The organism is Paraburkholderia caffeinitolerans (assembly GCF_902859945.1).
Taxonomy (GTDB): domain Bacteria; phylum Pseudomonadota; class Gammaproteobacteria; order Burkholderiales; family Burkholderiaceae; genus Paraburkholderia; species Paraburkholderia caffeinitolerans.
The window spans coordinates 52,383-67,122 of the sequence record NZ_CADIKL010000016.1 but is presented as its reverse complement, the minus strand read 5'-3'; the positions used below and the strand labels follow the sequence as shown (position 1 = coordinate 67,122).

General features: G+C 63.8%; 16 protein-coding genes. 10 read left to right on the top strand and 6 right to left on the bottom strand.

From position 1 onward, the window contains the following. Positions 1 to 103: 103 nt before the first annotated feature. Both flhD and flhC read left to right on the top strand, forming a co-directional pair. A complete protein-coding gene (gene flhD, locus HV773_RS17500; RefSeq protein WP_175196078.1) occupies positions 104 to 424 on the top strand; it encodes a flagellar transcriptional regulator FlhD in 321 nt (106 codons plus the stop codon). A 17-nt stretch (positions 425 to 441) separates the two neighbouring features. Beyond that, positions 442 to 1,014 carry a flagellar transcriptional regulator FlhC gene (flhC, locus tag HV773_RS17495; protein WP_175195932.1) on the top strand — a complete coding sequence of 191 codons (573 nt, stop codon included), beginning with the start codon at positions 442 to 444 and terminating at the stop codon, positions 1,012 to 1,014. Here flhC and HV773_RS17490 read toward each other — a convergent pair. After that, on the bottom strand, positions 971 to 2,575 hold the full coding sequence (locus tag HV773_RS17490; RefSeq protein WP_175195930.1) for a sensor histidine kinase: 1,605 nt from the start codon (positions 2,573 to 2,575) through the stop codon (positions 971 to 973). The genes flhC and HV773_RS17490 overlap by 44 nt on opposite strands. A gap of 180 nt (positions 2,576 to 2,755) precedes the next feature. Here HV773_RS17490 and HV773_RS17485 point away from each other — a divergent pair, with 180 nt between their 5' ends. Continuing rightward, complete coding sequence (locus HV773_RS17485) at positions 2,756 to 3,403, top strand: response regulator (RefSeq protein WP_175195929.1); 648 nt, start codon at positions 2,756 to 2,758, stop codon at positions 3,401 to 3,403. A gap of 167 nt (positions 3,404 to 3,570) precedes the next feature. Further along, complete coding sequence (locus HV773_RS17480; RefSeq protein WP_175195928.1) at positions 3,571 to 3,981, top strand: response regulator; 411 nt, start codon at positions 3,571 to 3,573, stop codon at positions 3,979 to 3,981. An 18-nt stretch (positions 3,982 to 3,999) separates the two neighbouring features. On the opposite strand, the gene HV773_RS17475 is transcribed toward HV773_RS17480, so the two are convergent. The 4 genes from HV773_RS17475 to HV773_RS17460 are packed head-to-tail and all read right to left on the bottom strand — an operon-like array spanning position 4,000 to position 6,653. Then, on the bottom strand, positions 4,000 to 4,731 hold the full coding sequence (locus HV773_RS17475) for a DUF2182 domain-containing protein (RefSeq protein WP_175195927.1): 732 nt from the start codon (positions 4,729 to 4,731) through the stop codon (positions 4,000 to 4,002). Next, positions 4,728 to 5,381: a DUF1326 domain-containing protein gene (locus HV773_RS17470; protein ID WP_377731107.1), complete on the bottom strand. Its 654-nt coding sequence runs from the start codon at positions 5,379 to 5,381 to the stop codon at positions 4,728 to 4,730. The genes HV773_RS17475 and HV773_RS17470 overlap by 4 nt, the downstream gene beginning before the upstream one ends. Beyond that, a complete protein-coding gene (locus HV773_RS17465) occupies positions 5,354 to 5,941 on the bottom strand; it encodes a pyridoxamine 5'-phosphate oxidase family protein (protein ID WP_175195926.1) in 588 nt (195 codons plus the stop codon). The genes HV773_RS17470 and HV773_RS17465 overlap by 28 nt, the downstream gene beginning before the upstream one ends. Before the next feature lie 7 nt (positions 5,942 to 5,948). Then, positions 5,949 to 6,653, bottom strand: a complete 705-nt coding sequence (locus HV773_RS17460) for an SDR family oxidoreductase (protein ID WP_175195925.1) — start codon at positions 6,651 to 6,653, stop codon at positions 5,949 to 5,951. Positions 6,654 to 6,787: 134 nt separating this feature from the next. Between HV773_RS17460 and HV773_RS17455 the strand changes: the two genes are divergently transcribed. Further along, on the top strand, positions 6,788 to 7,693 hold the full coding sequence (locus HV773_RS17455; RefSeq protein ID WP_175195924.1) for a LysR substrate-binding domain-containing protein: 906 nt from the start codon (positions 6,788 to 6,790) through the stop codon (positions 7,691 to 7,693). A gap of 38 nt (positions 7,694 to 7,731) precedes the next feature. Here the strand turns inward: HV773_RS17455 and HV773_RS17450 are convergent, their stop codons facing one another. Beyond that, positions 7,732 to 8,631 carry a LysR family transcriptional regulator gene (locus HV773_RS17450; RefSeq protein ID WP_175195923.1) on the bottom strand — a complete coding sequence of 300 codons (900 nt, stop codon included), beginning with the start codon at positions 8,629 to 8,631 and terminating at the stop codon, positions 7,732 to 7,734. 154 nt (positions 8,632 to 8,785) lie between these two features. Between HV773_RS17450 and HV773_RS17445 the strand changes: the two genes are divergently transcribed. The 5 genes from HV773_RS17445 (at position 8,786) to HV773_RS17425 (ending at position 14,700) form a co-directional block, all read left to right on the top strand. Beyond that, entirely contained in the window at positions 8,786 to 10,252 is a 1,467-nt protein-coding gene (locus HV773_RS17445) for a M20 family metallopeptidase (protein WP_175195922.1), read from the top strand. Positions 10,253 to 10,268: 16 nt separating this feature from the next. After that, on the top strand, positions 10,269 to 11,549 hold the full coding sequence (locus HV773_RS17440; RefSeq protein ID WP_175195921.1) for an MFS transporter: 1,281 nt from the start codon (positions 10,269 to 10,271) through the stop codon (positions 11,547 to 11,549). 170 nt (positions 11,550 to 11,719) lie between these two features. Continuing rightward, a complete protein-coding gene (locus HV773_RS17435) occupies positions 11,720 to 12,817 on the top strand; it encodes a branched-chain amino acid aminotransferase (protein WP_175195919.1) in 1,098 nt (365 codons plus the stop codon). 241 nt (positions 12,818 to 13,058) lie between these two features. Continuing rightward, positions 13,059 to 13,550: a TadE/TadG family type IV pilus assembly protein gene (locus HV773_RS17430; RefSeq protein ID WP_343052369.1), complete on the top strand. Its 492-nt coding sequence runs from the start codon at positions 13,059 to 13,061 to the stop codon at positions 13,548 to 13,550. A gap of 10 nt (positions 13,551 to 13,560) precedes the next feature. Continuing rightward, positions 13,561 to 14,700 carry a pilus assembly protein TadG-related protein gene (locus HV773_RS17425; RefSeq protein WP_175195917.1) on the top strand — a complete coding sequence of 380 codons (1,140 nt, stop codon included), beginning with the start codon at positions 13,561 to 13,563 and terminating at the stop codon, positions 14,698 to 14,700. Positions 14,701 to 14,740: the final 40 nt, after the last annotated feature.

The window sequence follows — 14,740 nt, the reverse complement described above, 5'->3', positions numbered from 1 at the left end:
TTACCCCCCGCCAAAGCAATACTTCCGTCACCCGAGCGACACACGATCGCGCCATCGCCAGCCGGATGCCGGGACATATCGAAGTGGCCCTTGAGCGGGAAACATCATGAACAGCGCCGAAACTCTGCAATCCATTCAGGAACTCAATCTGTCCTACCTCGCGCTTGCGCAGCGCCTGCTGCGCGACGACCGCGCAGCGGGCATGTTTCGGCTCGGCCTGTCCGAGCGGGTGGCCGACCTGCTGGCCGGCCTGACGCTGGCCCAAATCGTCAAGCTCGCGGCCTGCAATCAGTTGCTGTGCTTCTTCCGGATCAACGACCATCAGATGCTGTCGGTGCTGGCGACGCCCGCGAAGCACATCGATGTCGCGCGCACGCATGCGGCCGTGCTGCTCGCGGGCCAGCCCGCCGAACAGTTCGCGTGACAGGACCGGAGCGAGCCATGGCCAAAATCAGCATCATTGAAGATGCACGGGAAGTGGTGCGCGCCAGTGCACTGATCGAACTCGGCGCACGGATGCAGGTGCTCGAAAGCGAACTGGCACTGCCGCGCGACCGCCTGATCCGGCTCTACCACGAGATCAAGGGGGAATCGCCGCCGAAGGGGATGTTGCCGTCGTCCGCCGACTGGTACATGACGTGGCAGGCCAACATCCACGCCTCGCTGTTCTACAACACCTATGTGTTTCTCAAGGACTCGGCGGGCTGCTCGCATCTCGACGCGCTCACCAAGGGATTTCGCCTGTATCGGGAACACTGCGCGCACAACGATCTCGAGATGCAGCTCGATCTGACGCGCGCCTGGACGCTGGTGCGCTTCTTCAAGGGCGGGATCCTGCAGTTGACTTCATGCCGCCGCTGCGCGGGCAAGTTCGTGATCCACAAATACGATGCGCCGGCGGGCAAGGTCTGTGCGATTTGCCAGCCGCCTTCACGCGCGGGCAAGCCCGCGAAGGCCAAACCGCCCCGCCCTACGTTGCTTCCTCGCGATTCAGTGCACTCACCGGTAAGCTGACCGACAAGCGAAATCCTTCGCCCGGCGCCGTATCGACCGACACCGCGCCGTTCAATTGCCGGACCCGCTCGCGAATGCCGAGCAAACCGAACGACTGCTCCTTGTGCATCGCGCTGACTGCCGTGCCGCGCCCGTTGTCGGCCACCCCGACCCGGCACGCATCGCCATCCAGCACGACCTCGACCTGCACTTCGGTGGCCTCCGAGTGTTTCGCAATGTTCGTGAGCGCCTCCTGGACGATCCGGTACACGGCGGTGGCAGCAGCCGAATCGAAATTCAGATCGTCGATGTCGATAAGCAGATCCACCACGATCCCATTGCGGCTTTCGAAATCGCCGGCGAGCCACTCTAGCGCCGGCACAAGCCCGAGGTCGTCGAGCACGGTCGGGCGCAGCCCCGCCGCGATATGGCGCACCGACCTCACGGTTTCGTCGATCAGCGTCATCATCGAGCGCGCCCGCCCGCGCAGCACCGGCGCCATCACGCGGTCGTCGAGATCGCTTTCGAGCATCGTCAGGTCGATCTTCAACGCGGTCAGCCTCTGCCCGAGATCGTCATGCAACTCGCGCGCGATGCGCTTTTGCTCCTCCTCGCGCGCCGCCTGAATGCCCGCCGAGAGATGTCCCAGATGCTCGAGTTCTTTCACTCGCATACGCTCGCGCATATCCCTGCGCATATCGCGGCGCGTGAGCGCGACAAGCCGCGCATAGAGCGTGCCGCTCTCGACCAGCAGTACGATCAGCACAAAGCTCGCCGCCAGCAGTCCGTATATCCGCCCTGCATAGAACCCGAGATCGAAGCGCCCATGGTTGAGCATCGCAGCGAGCGCGATGTCGATCATCCACGCCACCATCACGACCATCAGCCACATGTCGAGCGCGGTGCGCTTGCCGTGCCGCCACAGCATGGCGAGCGCGAGCGGGCTCGCCAGCCATACCGCGCCGATCACCCAGCGGTACGCCGAGGTAAAGTGCCCGCTCACGAGGAGATCGGGCAGCAGAGCCTTGCCCACTGTGGCGAAGGCGGTCAGGACGCAGACGAGCGCCGTCACGGCCAGCACGCACCCTGCGATCGATGCGCGCGCGGAACGCCCCGGCATGGCGCGGCGCTCACCGTGAGCGGTCTTGCCGAGCAGCACATATGCCGTGACGAAGCACGGGAAACCCGCGTGCCAGAACATATAGATCCACGCGGTGCTCTGCGGGCCGGCGCCTAGCAGCCCGGCGGGTGCGAACAGGCCCGGGAACGTGAGGCCATGCGCAATGGTCATGCCAGCGGTGAAGAGATAGCCGCTGCCGAGTGCGAGCAGCGCGCGCGAGCGCAACGAATTGAACTGGCCGAACAGCAGCATGGCCGTAATCAGGTCGTTCATCACCAGCGCCGATTCGTAGATCGGGATGAACGCCCCCACCACGGGCAGCGGACGCTGCGCAAACGGCGCAAGCACCGCGAACAGCCCACAGCTCACGAGGATCACCGTGAGCGCGAGCCGCCGCTCGCTGCGCCCTGCGGGCAAGGTCGAAAGAAACATCTGGTTGCCGTCGTCTCGATCGCGACCCATGCGCCTGCCTGGAAAAGAATCGGGAGAATGCATTTGAGCAGAGGATGCACGTCCAAGGCAACTATTGCATACTGCCCCCTGGCAACAGGATTACCAGCAGCGGCCTTTACCCACAACGACTCGCCACAGCCATCGCATGACTTTCCCGCAACCAGCGGCACAGCTGGAGGACATCCACTCATGACCCAAGTTTTGATCGCCGACGACCACGCGCTCGTGCGTGACGGTCTACGCCATATCCTGCAGAACGCCAGCGGATTCGACGTGGCCGGCGAGGCGCGCGACGGCGTGAGCACGATCGCGCTGATCCGCTCGACTCCGGCACAAGTGCTGCTGCTCGATCTGTCGATGCCGGGACGCAACGGCGTCGAGTTGATCAAGCAGATCAAGGAGGAAAAGCCCGAACTGCGCATTCTCGTGCTGACCATGCACGCCGAGCAGCAGTACGCGGTGCGGGCGTTCAAGGCCGGCGCGTCCGGCTATCTGACCAAGGAAAGCGCCGGCGCGGAACTGGTTTCAGCCGTCACCAAGGTAGCAGCGGGCGGCGTGTACGTGAGCCTCGCGATGGCCGAGCAGTTCGCCCAGAGCCTGAACGAGCCGGCCGACGCGCTGCCACACCAGCGTCTCTCCGACCGCGAATTCGACGTGTTCCGCCGCCTGGCCGCCGGCGAGACCATTACGGAAATCGCCCAGGCGCTCTGCGTGAGCGCGAAAACGGTCAGCACTTACAAGACGCGCATCCTCGAAAAAATGCGCGTGCCGCACGAGGCGGCGCTCGTGCGCTATGCGATGCGCCACAAGCTGTTCGACGATAACGACGAGGTCTAGCGCGACCCGGTCTAGCGTGACCCGGTCTGACGCGACCCGGTCTGCGCGCGGATGCCTGCTTCTATGCTGATCGGGTAGGAATCCACCTACACGACTTCCGTTTCACCTACCCGAAGTTCAACCGCCGCCGATTTCATTGCACGACGGCGGAAACGATACTTCGGCACATGAACGCGAACGCCTCACCGAAAGAACTGACCGTCTTCCTCGTCGAAGACTCGGCATCGTTGCGCCGCCGGATCGCGGCGCTGCTCCATACGATCGACGGGGTCCGCGTGGTCGGCGAAGCAGAGGACATCCAGACTGCACTAAGGTGCATCGCGGCGTGCCGCCCCGCTGTCGTGATTACCGACTTGCGCTTGCCGGGCGCAAGCGGGCTCGAGTTGATATCGTCTCTCGCCCGCCGCGGGCCGCCGGTCGTCACCCTGGTGCTGACCAATCAATCGGGCCAACCCTTTCGCGAAGCCTGCCAGGCTGCGGGTGCACATTATTTCTTCGACAAGACCCAAGAGATCGACAAGGCTTGCAGGGCCATCGAGCGCCTGGCCGAAGCGCACCGCCGGCGTGCGGTGCTATAGCCTTGCGCGGCGCATCACTTAGACCAGCAGCGTCGCACCAGCCCACACGATCAGCACCACGCCCAGCGCGTGACCGATGCGTTCGCCGCCGACAAACAGCAGCGCCATCAGTAGCCAGCAGCAGCCGACGCAGTACATCCCGTGGCGCACGCCGAGCAGGAAACCACCCGCAACGCCAGAGCGCCCATACCCGATCAGGAAATTGACCGGCGAGCGGCACTGCTCGAGACAAGCGCGCTTGAACGGCGTGAATTGATAAATTCCGGCCGCCGCGAGAATGATCGCGGAAAGAACGGCACTCTTCGACCAAAGCATCATCGCCGAAATGAGACCGCGCGGTTGCAGGATCATCTGCAGCCACGACGCGCCAATCGAAAACGCGAGCCACGCGCAGAGATAGCCGGCCAGAAGATACAACGAGAGAACGGCGGCATGCGATTCCGGTGAGCCTCGATGCCGGATAACACGCCGATACAGCAGGATCAGCGGCAAAGCGCTGGGCGTCATCATCGCGATCATCATGATCCACCACATGACGATTACCGCGGGCAGTGACATTGCCATGCTGCCGGCGCTCGCGAGCCGATGCGGGAACAGCGTCGCCGCGGTCATGGCCAGCGCCGACATGCCGGTTCCTGCCCCGGTCCACACGTAGTACCACGACGCCGCCACCCCCCCGGCGATGCCGACGACGCCAGCAATGCCGGGCGCCGTCACCACACGGCCACGCCAGCTAACGACGGGGTTCATACGGCGGCGCGATGCCGGATCGGCCCCTGGTTGTTCAGGTGCAGGTGCGCGAACTGGGCATACGTGCCGTCCAGTTGCAGCGCGATATTGCCTTGCGAGCGGCCCGAGCCAGAACCGTTTTCAGCAATTTCGTATTCGAAACCGTGCGGCAAGTCGATGCGCACGCGATGCTCGGCGCCGGTCACCGGATTACGAATCGGCTCGCCGACGATGTCGAAGACCCCTTCGACATGAACCCGGCCACGCCTCGCATCGACATCGGCTTCGAAATCGATCTTCGTGAAGATCGGCTCGAACGCCTGCTCGATCGTCGACGAGTAGACCGCAAACATCGTGGCGAATGGTTCGGTATCCTGACCGGTCATGATCTTCAGGATGGCGTCACGTTGTTCGGGGCTGGTCCGTTCGTCGACGATCGGCTGGCACTTTCCCCGGCCCTCGTGAACGGCGCCCGGCCATTGAAATACCACTGCGATATTGACGCCGTCGAGCCGCACGTCGCCGTAGAAGCCCTGGGCGATCGACATCGCCCCCAAGGCCTCGCACGAGGCAAAGTCAAAGCCGTGGCGCGCGCTTATTTCCCACGCGCCGCACTGTGCTTGTGGTGTGCCTGTTGGTGTGTTTATGGCACGACCCAGCCGCCCTGCCACGCACCGCTGCAGCGGGAAAACTGTGCACGTTTGTGACCGTCTGGAGACAGGTCCAGGTAGTCGATTTTTTGCACGTCCACCGTGATAACGCAAAAATTCTCGAAGCCGGCCATTGAATCACCTGGACTGGCAGAGGCGATATACGCCTCCTGCGGCAAGGCAATGGGCGTCCCGGGTGTGCGAGCGGCGCGATAGACGATCAAGCTGTGAGGTCGGCTGACATTCCAGAGCGCCAGCCGCTCCTCCAGGCTGGCCGCCAGCCGCGCAACGCCCTCCAGCCGGATCTGGATGCCGGCGTTCAGGTCGCAGCCGACCAGGGAGATTCGACTGTCTTTTCTGAGTTCCGCGACCTTCTCCGAGCGCACGTCGGTGTAAAAGGTCAAGGTGCCGCCCTCCATGCTTGCGCCACGCAGCACGATGGTACGCACCTTGGGCGCGCCGTCCAGTCCCACCGTTGCCGCCTGCAGCATGGTGAACGGCGAGCGCGCTGCGCCCCCATGCGCGCCCGCGTTCGCCCCCGAATCCAGCATGAACCAGACGCGATCGACGATTTCACTCATCGCAGACTCAGACCGATTTGGTCACGCCGCCGTCGACGCGAATATTCTGGCCAGTAATGTAGGCCGCGCCATCCGAGGCCAGAAAGGCGATGGTGGCCGCGATTTCTTCGCTCGTTCCATAACGTTGCAGCGGGACGCTTTCGCGACGCTCTTCCAGCGCGGGCAAGCTATCGATCCAGCCGGGCAACACGTTGTTCATGCGAATGTTGTGCTTGGCCTGACTGTCCGCGAAAAGCTTGGTGTACGAGGCGAGACCCGCGCGGAACACGGTCGAGGTGGGGAACATCTCGCTCGGCTCGAAAGCCCACGCGGTGGAGATATTGATCACGACGCCGCTGCGCTGCTTCTGCATGATGGGCGCGACAAGACGAGTCGGGCGAATCACGTTCATCAGGTAGGTGTCCATGCCGCGATGCCAGTCTTCGTCGGAGATATCGAGAAGCGGGCCGCGCGGGCCGTGGCCAGCGCTGTTCACCAGCACGTCGATGCGGCCCCAGCGCGACACGGTCAGATCGACGAGTTTGCGCAGGTCGTCGGTCGATTGATTCGAGCCCGTCACCCCCACGCCGCCGAGTTCCGCCGCTAGCGCCTCGCCTTTGCCCGACGACGAAAGAATGGCAATTTTGAAGCCATCGGCGGCCAGGCGTCGCGCGGCGGCGGCCCCCATGCCACTGCCGCCTGCGGTAATCACTGCCACTTTTTCTACTGTCATGGTGTTAATCTCCGGATATTGGGAAACGCTCTTGAAACGCCACAAAGTACGCCATTTACTGAAAATAGCTTAGCATCGTCGGAGCATCCCGATGCCGTAGTTTCTACCCCATATTGCAGTAGAAAAACTATTGTATGAAAGACCCGAACGAAACGCTGCCGTCGCTCAACGCGCTGCGCGCCTTCGAGGCCGCGAGCCGTCACCTGAGTTTTCGCCGGGCCGCGGAGGAGCTGGGCGTCACGGAAGGCGCCGTTGGTCAGCATATACGCGGGCTCGAAACAGCGCTGGCACTCAAGCTCTTCGAGCGCAAGCCGCGTGCGCTAGCGCTCACCGAGAACGGGCAGAGCTACGCGGTGAGCGTGCGCCGCGCATTCGACCTGCTGGTCGAGGCCACGCAAGCCTTGCGGCCCCAGCCGCTGAAGCTCGCGATGACCGTCACCCCGACGTTTGCCGCCAAGTGGCTGATCCCGCGGCTGCCCGACTTCACCGCGGCGCACCCGGAGATCGACTTGCGCATCGTCGCGACGGAGCGGCTGTCACATTTCCAGACCGATGGCGTCGATCTTGCGGTGCGCTACGGCAGTCCGCCGTTCGGTGCGGGGCTCAATGCCGAGCTCCTGTTCGACGATATCCTGATTGCCGTGGCCGCGCCACGCGCGCTTGCGGGCGCTCGAAAGGCCAACGGCATCGTCGCCCGGCATGCGTTGCTGCACGACGCGCACAATCTGTGGCCGCAATTTCTGGCGCAGATCCATCAGCCCCTGCCGTCGGCCGCCAAAAAGCATATCCGCTTCAATCAGACTTCCCTTGCGATCGATGCGGCGCTGGAGGGGCAAGGCATTGCATTGGCGCATTGGGCGTTCGTCGCGCGAGACGTGGCTGCCGGCCGCCTCACCCGCGTTTTCGAGGACGAGTTGCGCACGGACGCCGGTTTCTATCTCGTGTTTCCGCGCAAGCTTCAACACCCCGAGCCGGTGGCGAAACTGCGCGAATGGCTACATCAGCAAGCGTCAGCACAGTCGCAAGCCGCATCGGCTTGAGCGTCGGGCCGCGCCGCCCACTTCCAGCGAAGCGCCCTTCACAACGCGCTTTCGATCTCCGCAATCAGCGCCTTCAGCACGCCTTCGATCGGCCGTGAAAGCCGCCGTTCGCGCATGGTCATCACGCAGAGGTTGCGCTGGTTGAGCAGCGGTTCGTCGAAGCGCTTCGCGACCAATGAAAGATCGCTTCCGAGTCCCGCCAGCGAAAGCTTGCTGCCCAGTGTGATCGCACCGGCCTGCGAAGCGAACGCATGCAGCGCGCTCGAACTGTTGCTCGTGAGAATAGGTTCGAGCGTAATGCCATGGCGCGCGCAGCATTCGTCGAACAACTGGCGAGCGGTGTTGCCGCGCGCGAGCAACGCGATGGGATAGCCGCGCAGATCTGGGAGTGTGATCGACGCTTGACGCGCCAGCGGATGCCCGGGCGCGACCAGCGCGCAAACCGGCGACTCGGCGCTGTACTCCACCTGGACCTTCGCGGGATCTCCGCTCGAAAACGACAGCCCCAGATCGACCTCGCCGGTGGCCACCCACTGCTCGACCTGCGAAGGCGTGCCCGAACGTAGATTGAAATGCACTTGCGGCGCAACGGCATGATGCTCGGCCAGCACATGCGGCAGAAACGAGCGCGTGAACCCCTCCGTGCAGCCGATACGCACAATGCCGCTCCCGAGCGCTTGCGCCGTGGCGATCTCGGCGAGCACCGCGTCGCCTTCGAGCAGCGCGCGCCGCGCGTGCCCAGCCAGCCGCTCGCCCGACTCGGTCAGCACCATCCCGCGCGGCATGCGCTCGAACAGCGCCGTGCCTACATCCTGCTCCAGCTTGCTGATTTGCCGGCTGATGGCCGAGACGGCCACGTGCAGGTTCTCCGAGGCCGCCGCCAGCGACCCGGTGCGCGCGACCTCGACGAAATAGCGCAAGGCAATTCCATGAAGCATGGGCGTATCCGTTCAGTGCGCATCGAGCGCGTTGCCATTTTGGCAATGCTAACTGCAAATATTGAAATTGTTGCGAATTTTTGATCTTCCTAGACTGGCTTCATTGTCTGCAATTTATTGCAGTTTCCCGCGCGAAAGCCAGAGAGGAGCCCCCTTGACCGAATCCCGACAATCCGCCATCGACCGCGCGCTGCACACCTATGACAGCGGTGCGTTTCTCGCCGACCTCCAGCGCCGCGTCGGCTTTCGCACGGAAAGCCAGAATCCCGCGCAGGCCGACGCCGTGCGCGCCTATCTCACCGACGAAGTCGCGCCCGCACTCGCCCCGCTCGGCTTCACGAGCCGCATCGTCGAGAATCCGGCGGCCGCGCGCGCGCCGATGCTGATCGCGGAACGCATCGAGGACCCGGCCTTGCCGAGCGTGCTGACCTACGGCCACGGCGACGTCGTGCGCGGCTACGACGAACAGTGGCGCGAGGGCCTCGCGCCCTGGACCATCACCGTGGAAGGCGACCGCTGGTACGGACGCGGCACCGCCGACAACAAGGGCCAGCACTCCGTGAACTTCGCCGCGCTTGCCGCCGTGCTCGACGCGCGTGGCGGCAAGCTCGGCTACAACGTGAAGCTGATCTTCGAAACCGGCGAGGAAATCGGCTCGCCGGGCCTCGACGCAGTCTGCGCCGCGCATCAGGACACCCTCGCGGCAGACGTGTTCATCGCCTCGGACGGCCCGCGCGTGCTGGCCGAGCGGCCCACGCTGTTCCTCGGCTCGCGCGGCGGCGTGACTTTCGAGCTGCTCGTCGACCTGCGCAAGGGCGCCCATCACTCGGGCAACTGGGGCGGCGCGCTGCGCAATCCGGCCATCGTGCTCTCGCACGCAATCGCGAGCCTTGTCGACGCACGCGGCGCCATCGCCGTGGACGGCCTGCGCCCGCCGCCGATTCCGCAGAGCGTGCGCGAAGCGCTCGCCGACATCGTGCTCGGCGGCGACGAGGAAGCCCCCGCGATCGACCCGGACTGGGGCGAGCCCGGCCTCACGCCCACCGAGCGCGTGATTGCCTGGAACACGCTCGAAGTGCTCGCGTTCAAGTCCGGCAATCCCGACGCGCCCGTCAACGCAATTCCGCCCACGGCCAAGGCGACCTGCCAGTTGCGCTTTGTGGTGGGTACGGACGCCGAACGCGCGGGCGAGCATCTCGAAGCGCATTTCGCGCGACTCGGCCTCAACGACGTGCAAGTGCGCGTCACGCAGATTTCGGCGGCCACGCGCCTGGACCCCGACGACGCCTGGGTGCAATGGACGCTCGAATCGCTGCGCGCATCCACCGGCAAGAAGCCCGCGCTGCTGCCAAACCTGGGCGGCACCGTGCCCAACGACGTGTTCGCGTACACGCTCGGCCTGCCGACGCTCTGGATCCCGCACTCGTATCCCGCCTGCGCGCAGCACGCGCCGAACGAGCATCTGCTCGGCTCGGTTGCGCGCGAGGCGCTCGCCGTGATGGCCGGACTCTGGTGGGACCTCGGCGACGACGCCGCGCGCCTCGCCGCGGGTATAGCCGAAACAAGCCCGCAAGCAAAAACGAAATCGCAGGCACCGCAATCCTCCGACGCTCTGCTCTGAAAAAAAGGCCGCCACCATGTCCGCCAAACAACCCGTGAGCCTTGTGAGGCTCGTTATCGCCACCTCCGCCGGCAACGCGCTCGAATGGTTCGACATCGCCATTTACGGGTTCTTCGCGGTGTATATCGGCAAGCACTTCTTTCCGGCCATCAACGAAACTGTTTCGATGCTACTCACGTTCGGCACCTTCGGCGCCTCGTATCTCGTGCGGCCGATCGGCGGCGCGGTGCTGGGCGCCTACGCCGACCGGCGCGGACGCAAGGCGGCGATGATGCTCTCGGTGGCCCTCATGATGGTGGGCACGGCGATCATCGCGCTGATTCCCGACTACGCGGCGATCGGCGTGGCCGCGCCGCTCGCGGTGTTCGCCGCGCGGCTCATCCAGGGCTTTTCGGCGGGTGGCGAATTCGGTGCGTCCACCGCCATGCTGATTGAGCACGCCCCGCACCGGCGCGGCTTCTTCGCAAGCTGGCAGTTCGCCACGCAAGGCCTCGCGACGCTGCTCGCGGCCTCATTCGGCTTTGGGCTCGCGCGCCTCCTGACGCCCGCCGATCTCGCGGCATGGGGCTGGCGCCTGCCGTTTTTCTTCGGATTACTGATTGGTCCGGTGGGCCTCTATCTGCGCAGCTACATCGACGACGCCGAGGACTTCAAGCGCGCCGAGCGCACCGAGACACCCGTGCGCGACGTGCTGGCCCGCCAAAAGCGCCTCGTGCTCACGGCTATCGGCCTGCTGACCGTCTCCACCGCGGTCAACTACCTGCTCCAGTACATTCCGACCTTCGCGATCCGCCAGCTCCATCTGCCCGCGGCGACAGGATTCGCGGCGACCATGGTGGGCGGCGTGATTCTCACGGTCGTCACGCCGTTCGCGGGTCATTTGTCCGACCGCATCGGCCGGCGCACGCAAATGACCTGTGTGGCGGCGCTGTTTCTCATCAGCGCCTATCCTGGCTTTTCGTGGGCGACGAGCCATTCGAGCGCGCTGCCGCTGTTCGTGCTGATCGCATGGCTTGCGCTTTTGAAATCGATCTATTTCGGCGCGCTGCCCGCGCTCATGGCCGAGATCTTCCCGGCCGCGACGCGCGCGACAGGCATGTCGATCGGCTACAACATCGGCGTTACCGTATTCGGCGGCTTCACGCCAGCCATCGTCACGTGGATGCTGGCCGCGACCGGCGACAAGAGCGCGCCAGGCTACTGGCTGATCGTGACCGCCATGATCAGCCTCTCCGCGCTGGCCTATGTTAGCCGCGTGAAAGTAACGGGCCCGGTTTCGCAGCAGGCGGCAGCTTAAAGGCGCTTAAGAGCGCTTACTATGCCGGCCCCGCGGGGCCGCGATCGCCCGAACTGCGATAATTGCGGGAAACCCCAGCGCCAGAGCGCCGAATATTCGCCGAACCCCGCGATATCTGGTAGAACATCGGCCTGGGCTTTTTCGATCAATAACCGCGAGAGACGACGCAAATGAACACCCCCCGTCCCCTTGAAATCGCCGTGGAACGGCACCCGAATCCCACGCCGGCCGATGAAATCGCCGCACGGCTGACCAATCCGGTGTTCGGACGCGTTTTCACGGATCACATGGTCACGATCCGCTGGACGGAAGGCACCGGCTGGCATGACGCCAAGGTGGAAGCGCGCCGCCCGTTCCAGATCGACCCGGCCTGCGCCGTGCTGCACTACGCGCAGGAAATTTTCGAGGGCATGAAGGCGTATCGCAGCGAAAACGACCAGATTTCGCTGTTCCGCCCGCAGGAAAACGCCAAGCGCTTCCGCAACTCGGCCGCCCGCATGTCGATGGCGGACCTTCCGGAAGAACTGTTCCTGCGCGCCGTCGAGGCGCTCGTCGACATCGACCGCGCCTGGGTGCCGGGCGGCGACGGCAGCCTCTACCTGCGCCCGTTCATGTTCGCCAACGAGAGCTTCCTCGGCGTGCGCGCCGCGAGCGAATACATCTTCTGCGTGATCGCCTGCCCGGTCGGTCCCTATTTCAAATCGGGCAAGTCGGCGGTCACGGTCTGGGTGTCGGACCAGTACACGCGCGCGGCGCCGGGCGGCACGGGCGCGGCCAAGTGCGGCGGCAACTACGCGGCCAGCCTGATCGCGCAGACCGAGGCGTCGGCGCATGGCTGCGACCAGGTGGTCTTCCTGGACGCCGCGCAGCACCGCTGGATCGAGGAACTCGGCGGCATGAACGTGTTCTTCGCGCTCGACGACGGCTCGCTCGTCACGCCGCCGCTTTCCGGCACGATCCTGCCGGGCATCACGCGCGCGTCGATCATCGAACTCGCGCGCAAGGAAGGTTTGACCGTCAACGAGACGCCCATTTCGTTCGATGACTGGCGCGACGGCGCCGCGTCGGGCCGCATCAAGGAAACGTTCGCGTGCGGCACGGCGGCGGTTGTTACGGCGATCGGCATCGTGCGCCATGCGGGCGGCGAGTTCTCGATCGGTGACGGCGGTGAGGGGGAAGTTACGCGCCGTCTGCGCACGCTGCTTACGGGTATCCAGCGCGGCAAGGTCGCGGATCCGGCAGGTTGGGTTTGGAATGTGAAGGGGTAATACCGCTTCACCTGTAGCGCAGCAAATTTTTCGCCCCGGCACCGATAAGGTGCCGGGGCTTTTTCATGGTTCTTCGCCAAAGACATCAGCTCGACAATCTCCCTGGCGCATGTTCGCAGGCGCACCGACGACCCACCGACGACCATCGTATTTTTGGAGCACAAATTAATTCCGAAGGCTCCGATACGTCGCCTGCACTCCGTTACGTGCCCGGCGAATCAGGCGGCCTATACAAGAATTCATGCTTGAACATGGGGGAAGCAAAATGTCGATGCTCTGCAAGCAACGGGGTGTTTGCTCGACAAGCCTCAAGGGCCGAGTGAATTTGAAGAAGCAAAAAGGCGCGGCGGCCGTCGAGTTCGCGATCGTGATGCCGGTACTGCTGATGATTCTCTTCGGCATCGTGGAACTTGGCATTGCGCTCTATGACAAGGCCGTGATTACCAATGCCGCTCGCGAGGGCGCGCGTGCCGGCATTGTGTTGAAGAATCCGAAGCCGTCCACGACCGATATCACCGCCGTCGTAACGACATACACGTCCAATTACCTGCTGACGTTCGGTAAGCAAGCGCCGCCGACAGTCAACGTCAACCAAAGTACACCGAGTACTTTCGGCACCCCGCTTTCCGTGACGGTCTCGTATCAATACACCGGTTTGGGATTGGGTCACGCCTTGTCGGCCTTGACTGGCCCGATCACGTTGTCCGCGACCACCGTCATGAACAACGAGTAAGGGGGACGCCATGCGCACGAGTAGCAGAAAGAAGCAAAAGGGAACCGTGGCGGTGACCGTCGCGCTCGCCATGGCGTTCCTTCTAGGGATTGGCGCAATGGCCATCGACCTTGGCAATCTGCTGGTCGCACGAAGCGAACTTCAGAATGCCGCGGACGCTGCCGCTCTCGCAGGCGCGGGCTGCTTGTATAGGCGTACTGAATGCAGTAATACCACCGCGCCAGAACCCGACTGGACTGACGCGCAGGCGAAGGCATCCAGTTTTGCGACTTCGCCGGCGCCAGCACCGACAAATCTGGTGCAGCACGCTGTTTTAAAGGTCGTCGCAACGGCATCGGGCTTCTGGAATGTCACTGGCTCGCCGGCCGGCCTGCAAACACCCGGGACGTTCACGCCTGGCACCAACGACATGCCTGCAGTCCAGGTGACCGTCGTTAAGGATAAAGCGAATGCAAATGGCGGAGTCCCGGTATTTTTGGCCGGCATTTTCGGCACCACGTTTCTGAAGGCAGGCGCAGTTGCCACGGCTGTCATTTCCAGGCCCGGCTATGTCGGTGCAGGCGGGCTGTTCCCACTCGCGATTCCTCAGTGCATGTACACCAGTTACTGGAATACGAGCACCAACTCACCGGTGACTTACCAGGGCACGCCTATCCCGGGACAGACCGAGCCGCAGACGACAGGGCAACCGATTGTGTTCGACATGGCGTCAACTTACCACGCGGGCACGTGTAATCAAACGGCCCAGTGGACGTCGTTTAATCTGCAAGGCTCCCAAAGTGCCAATGTGACTAAAGGTTTGATCACCAATGGCAATCCCGCGCCGGTCGCCATCGGAAGTCCGACTTTTATCCAAAGCGGCACTGAAGATGTGTTGTTCCAGATGACCCAGGCATGTAGCGCCAAGCCTAACGGCAACGGGAGTTGCGAGTGGGTGACGGTGGCGGTAGTGGATTCAGTCGCCAATCCGGGTCAAAACCAGACCATCCAGGCGTTTGCCTGCCTGCACATCCTGAACGAAGTTGGCAACGGCAAAAACGCCCACGTCATCGCTCAGATGAGCGCGGATCAAAGCAAGTGCGAAACGGCTAATTCCGGCGGGAACGGGCCGAACTACGGCGCGCTCACGCCGCCACGACTCGTGCAGTAACAAGGAATTTTGATCAGGAATGCTACGGTTGTGTGGGTAC

Excerpts from the sequence above, each read along its gene's own strand:
- flhC (WP_175195932.1), top strand. The coding sequence starts at position 442 with ATGGCCAAAATCAGCATCATTGAAGATGCACGGGAAGTGGTGCGCGCC.
- HV773_RS17490 (WP_175195930.1), bottom strand. The coding sequence starts at position 2,575 with ATGGGTCGCGATCGAGACGACGGCAACCAGATGTTTCTTTCGACCTTG.
- HV773_RS17485 (WP_175195929.1), top strand. The coding sequence starts at position 2,756 with ATGACCCAAGTTTTGATCGCCGACGACCACGCGCTCGTGCGTGACGGT.
- HV773_RS17480 (WP_175195928.1), top strand. The coding sequence starts at position 3,571 with ATGAACGCGAACGCCTCACCGAAAGAACTGACCGTCTTCCTCGTCGAA.
- HV773_RS17475 (WP_175195927.1), bottom strand. The coding sequence starts at position 4,731 with ATGAACCCCGTCGTTAGCTGGCGTGGCCGTGTGGTGACGGCGCCCGGC.
- HV773_RS17465 (WP_175195926.1), bottom strand. The coding sequence starts at position 5,941 with ATGAGTGAAATCGTCGATCGCGTCTGGTTCATGCTGGATTCGGGGGCG.
- HV773_RS17460 (WP_175195925.1), bottom strand. The coding sequence starts at position 6,653 with ATGACAGTAGAAAAAGTGGCAGTGATTACCGCAGGCGGCAGTGGCATG.
- HV773_RS17455 (WP_175195924.1), top strand. The coding sequence starts at position 6,788 with ATGAAAGACCCGAACGAAACGCTGCCGTCGCTCAACGCGCTGCGCGCC.
- HV773_RS17450 (WP_175195923.1), bottom strand. The coding sequence starts at position 8,631 with ATGCTTCATGGAATTGCCTTGCGCTATTTCGTCGAGGTCGCGCGCACC.
- HV773_RS17440 (WP_175195921.1), top strand. The coding sequence starts at position 10,269 with ATGTCCGCCAAACAACCCGTGAGCCTTGTGAGGCTCGTTATCGCCACC.
- HV773_RS17435 (WP_175195919.1), top strand. The coding sequence starts at position 11,720 with ATGAACACCCCCCGTCCCCTTGAAATCGCCGTGGAACGGCACCCGAAT.
- HV773_RS17430 (WP_343052369.1), top strand. The coding sequence starts at position 13,059 with ATGCTTGAACATGGGGGAAGCAAAATGTCGATGCTCTGCAAGCAACGG.
- HV773_RS17425 (WP_175195917.1), top strand. The coding sequence starts at position 13,561 with ATGCGCACGAGTAGCAGAAAGAAGCAAAAGGGAACCGTGGCGGTGACC.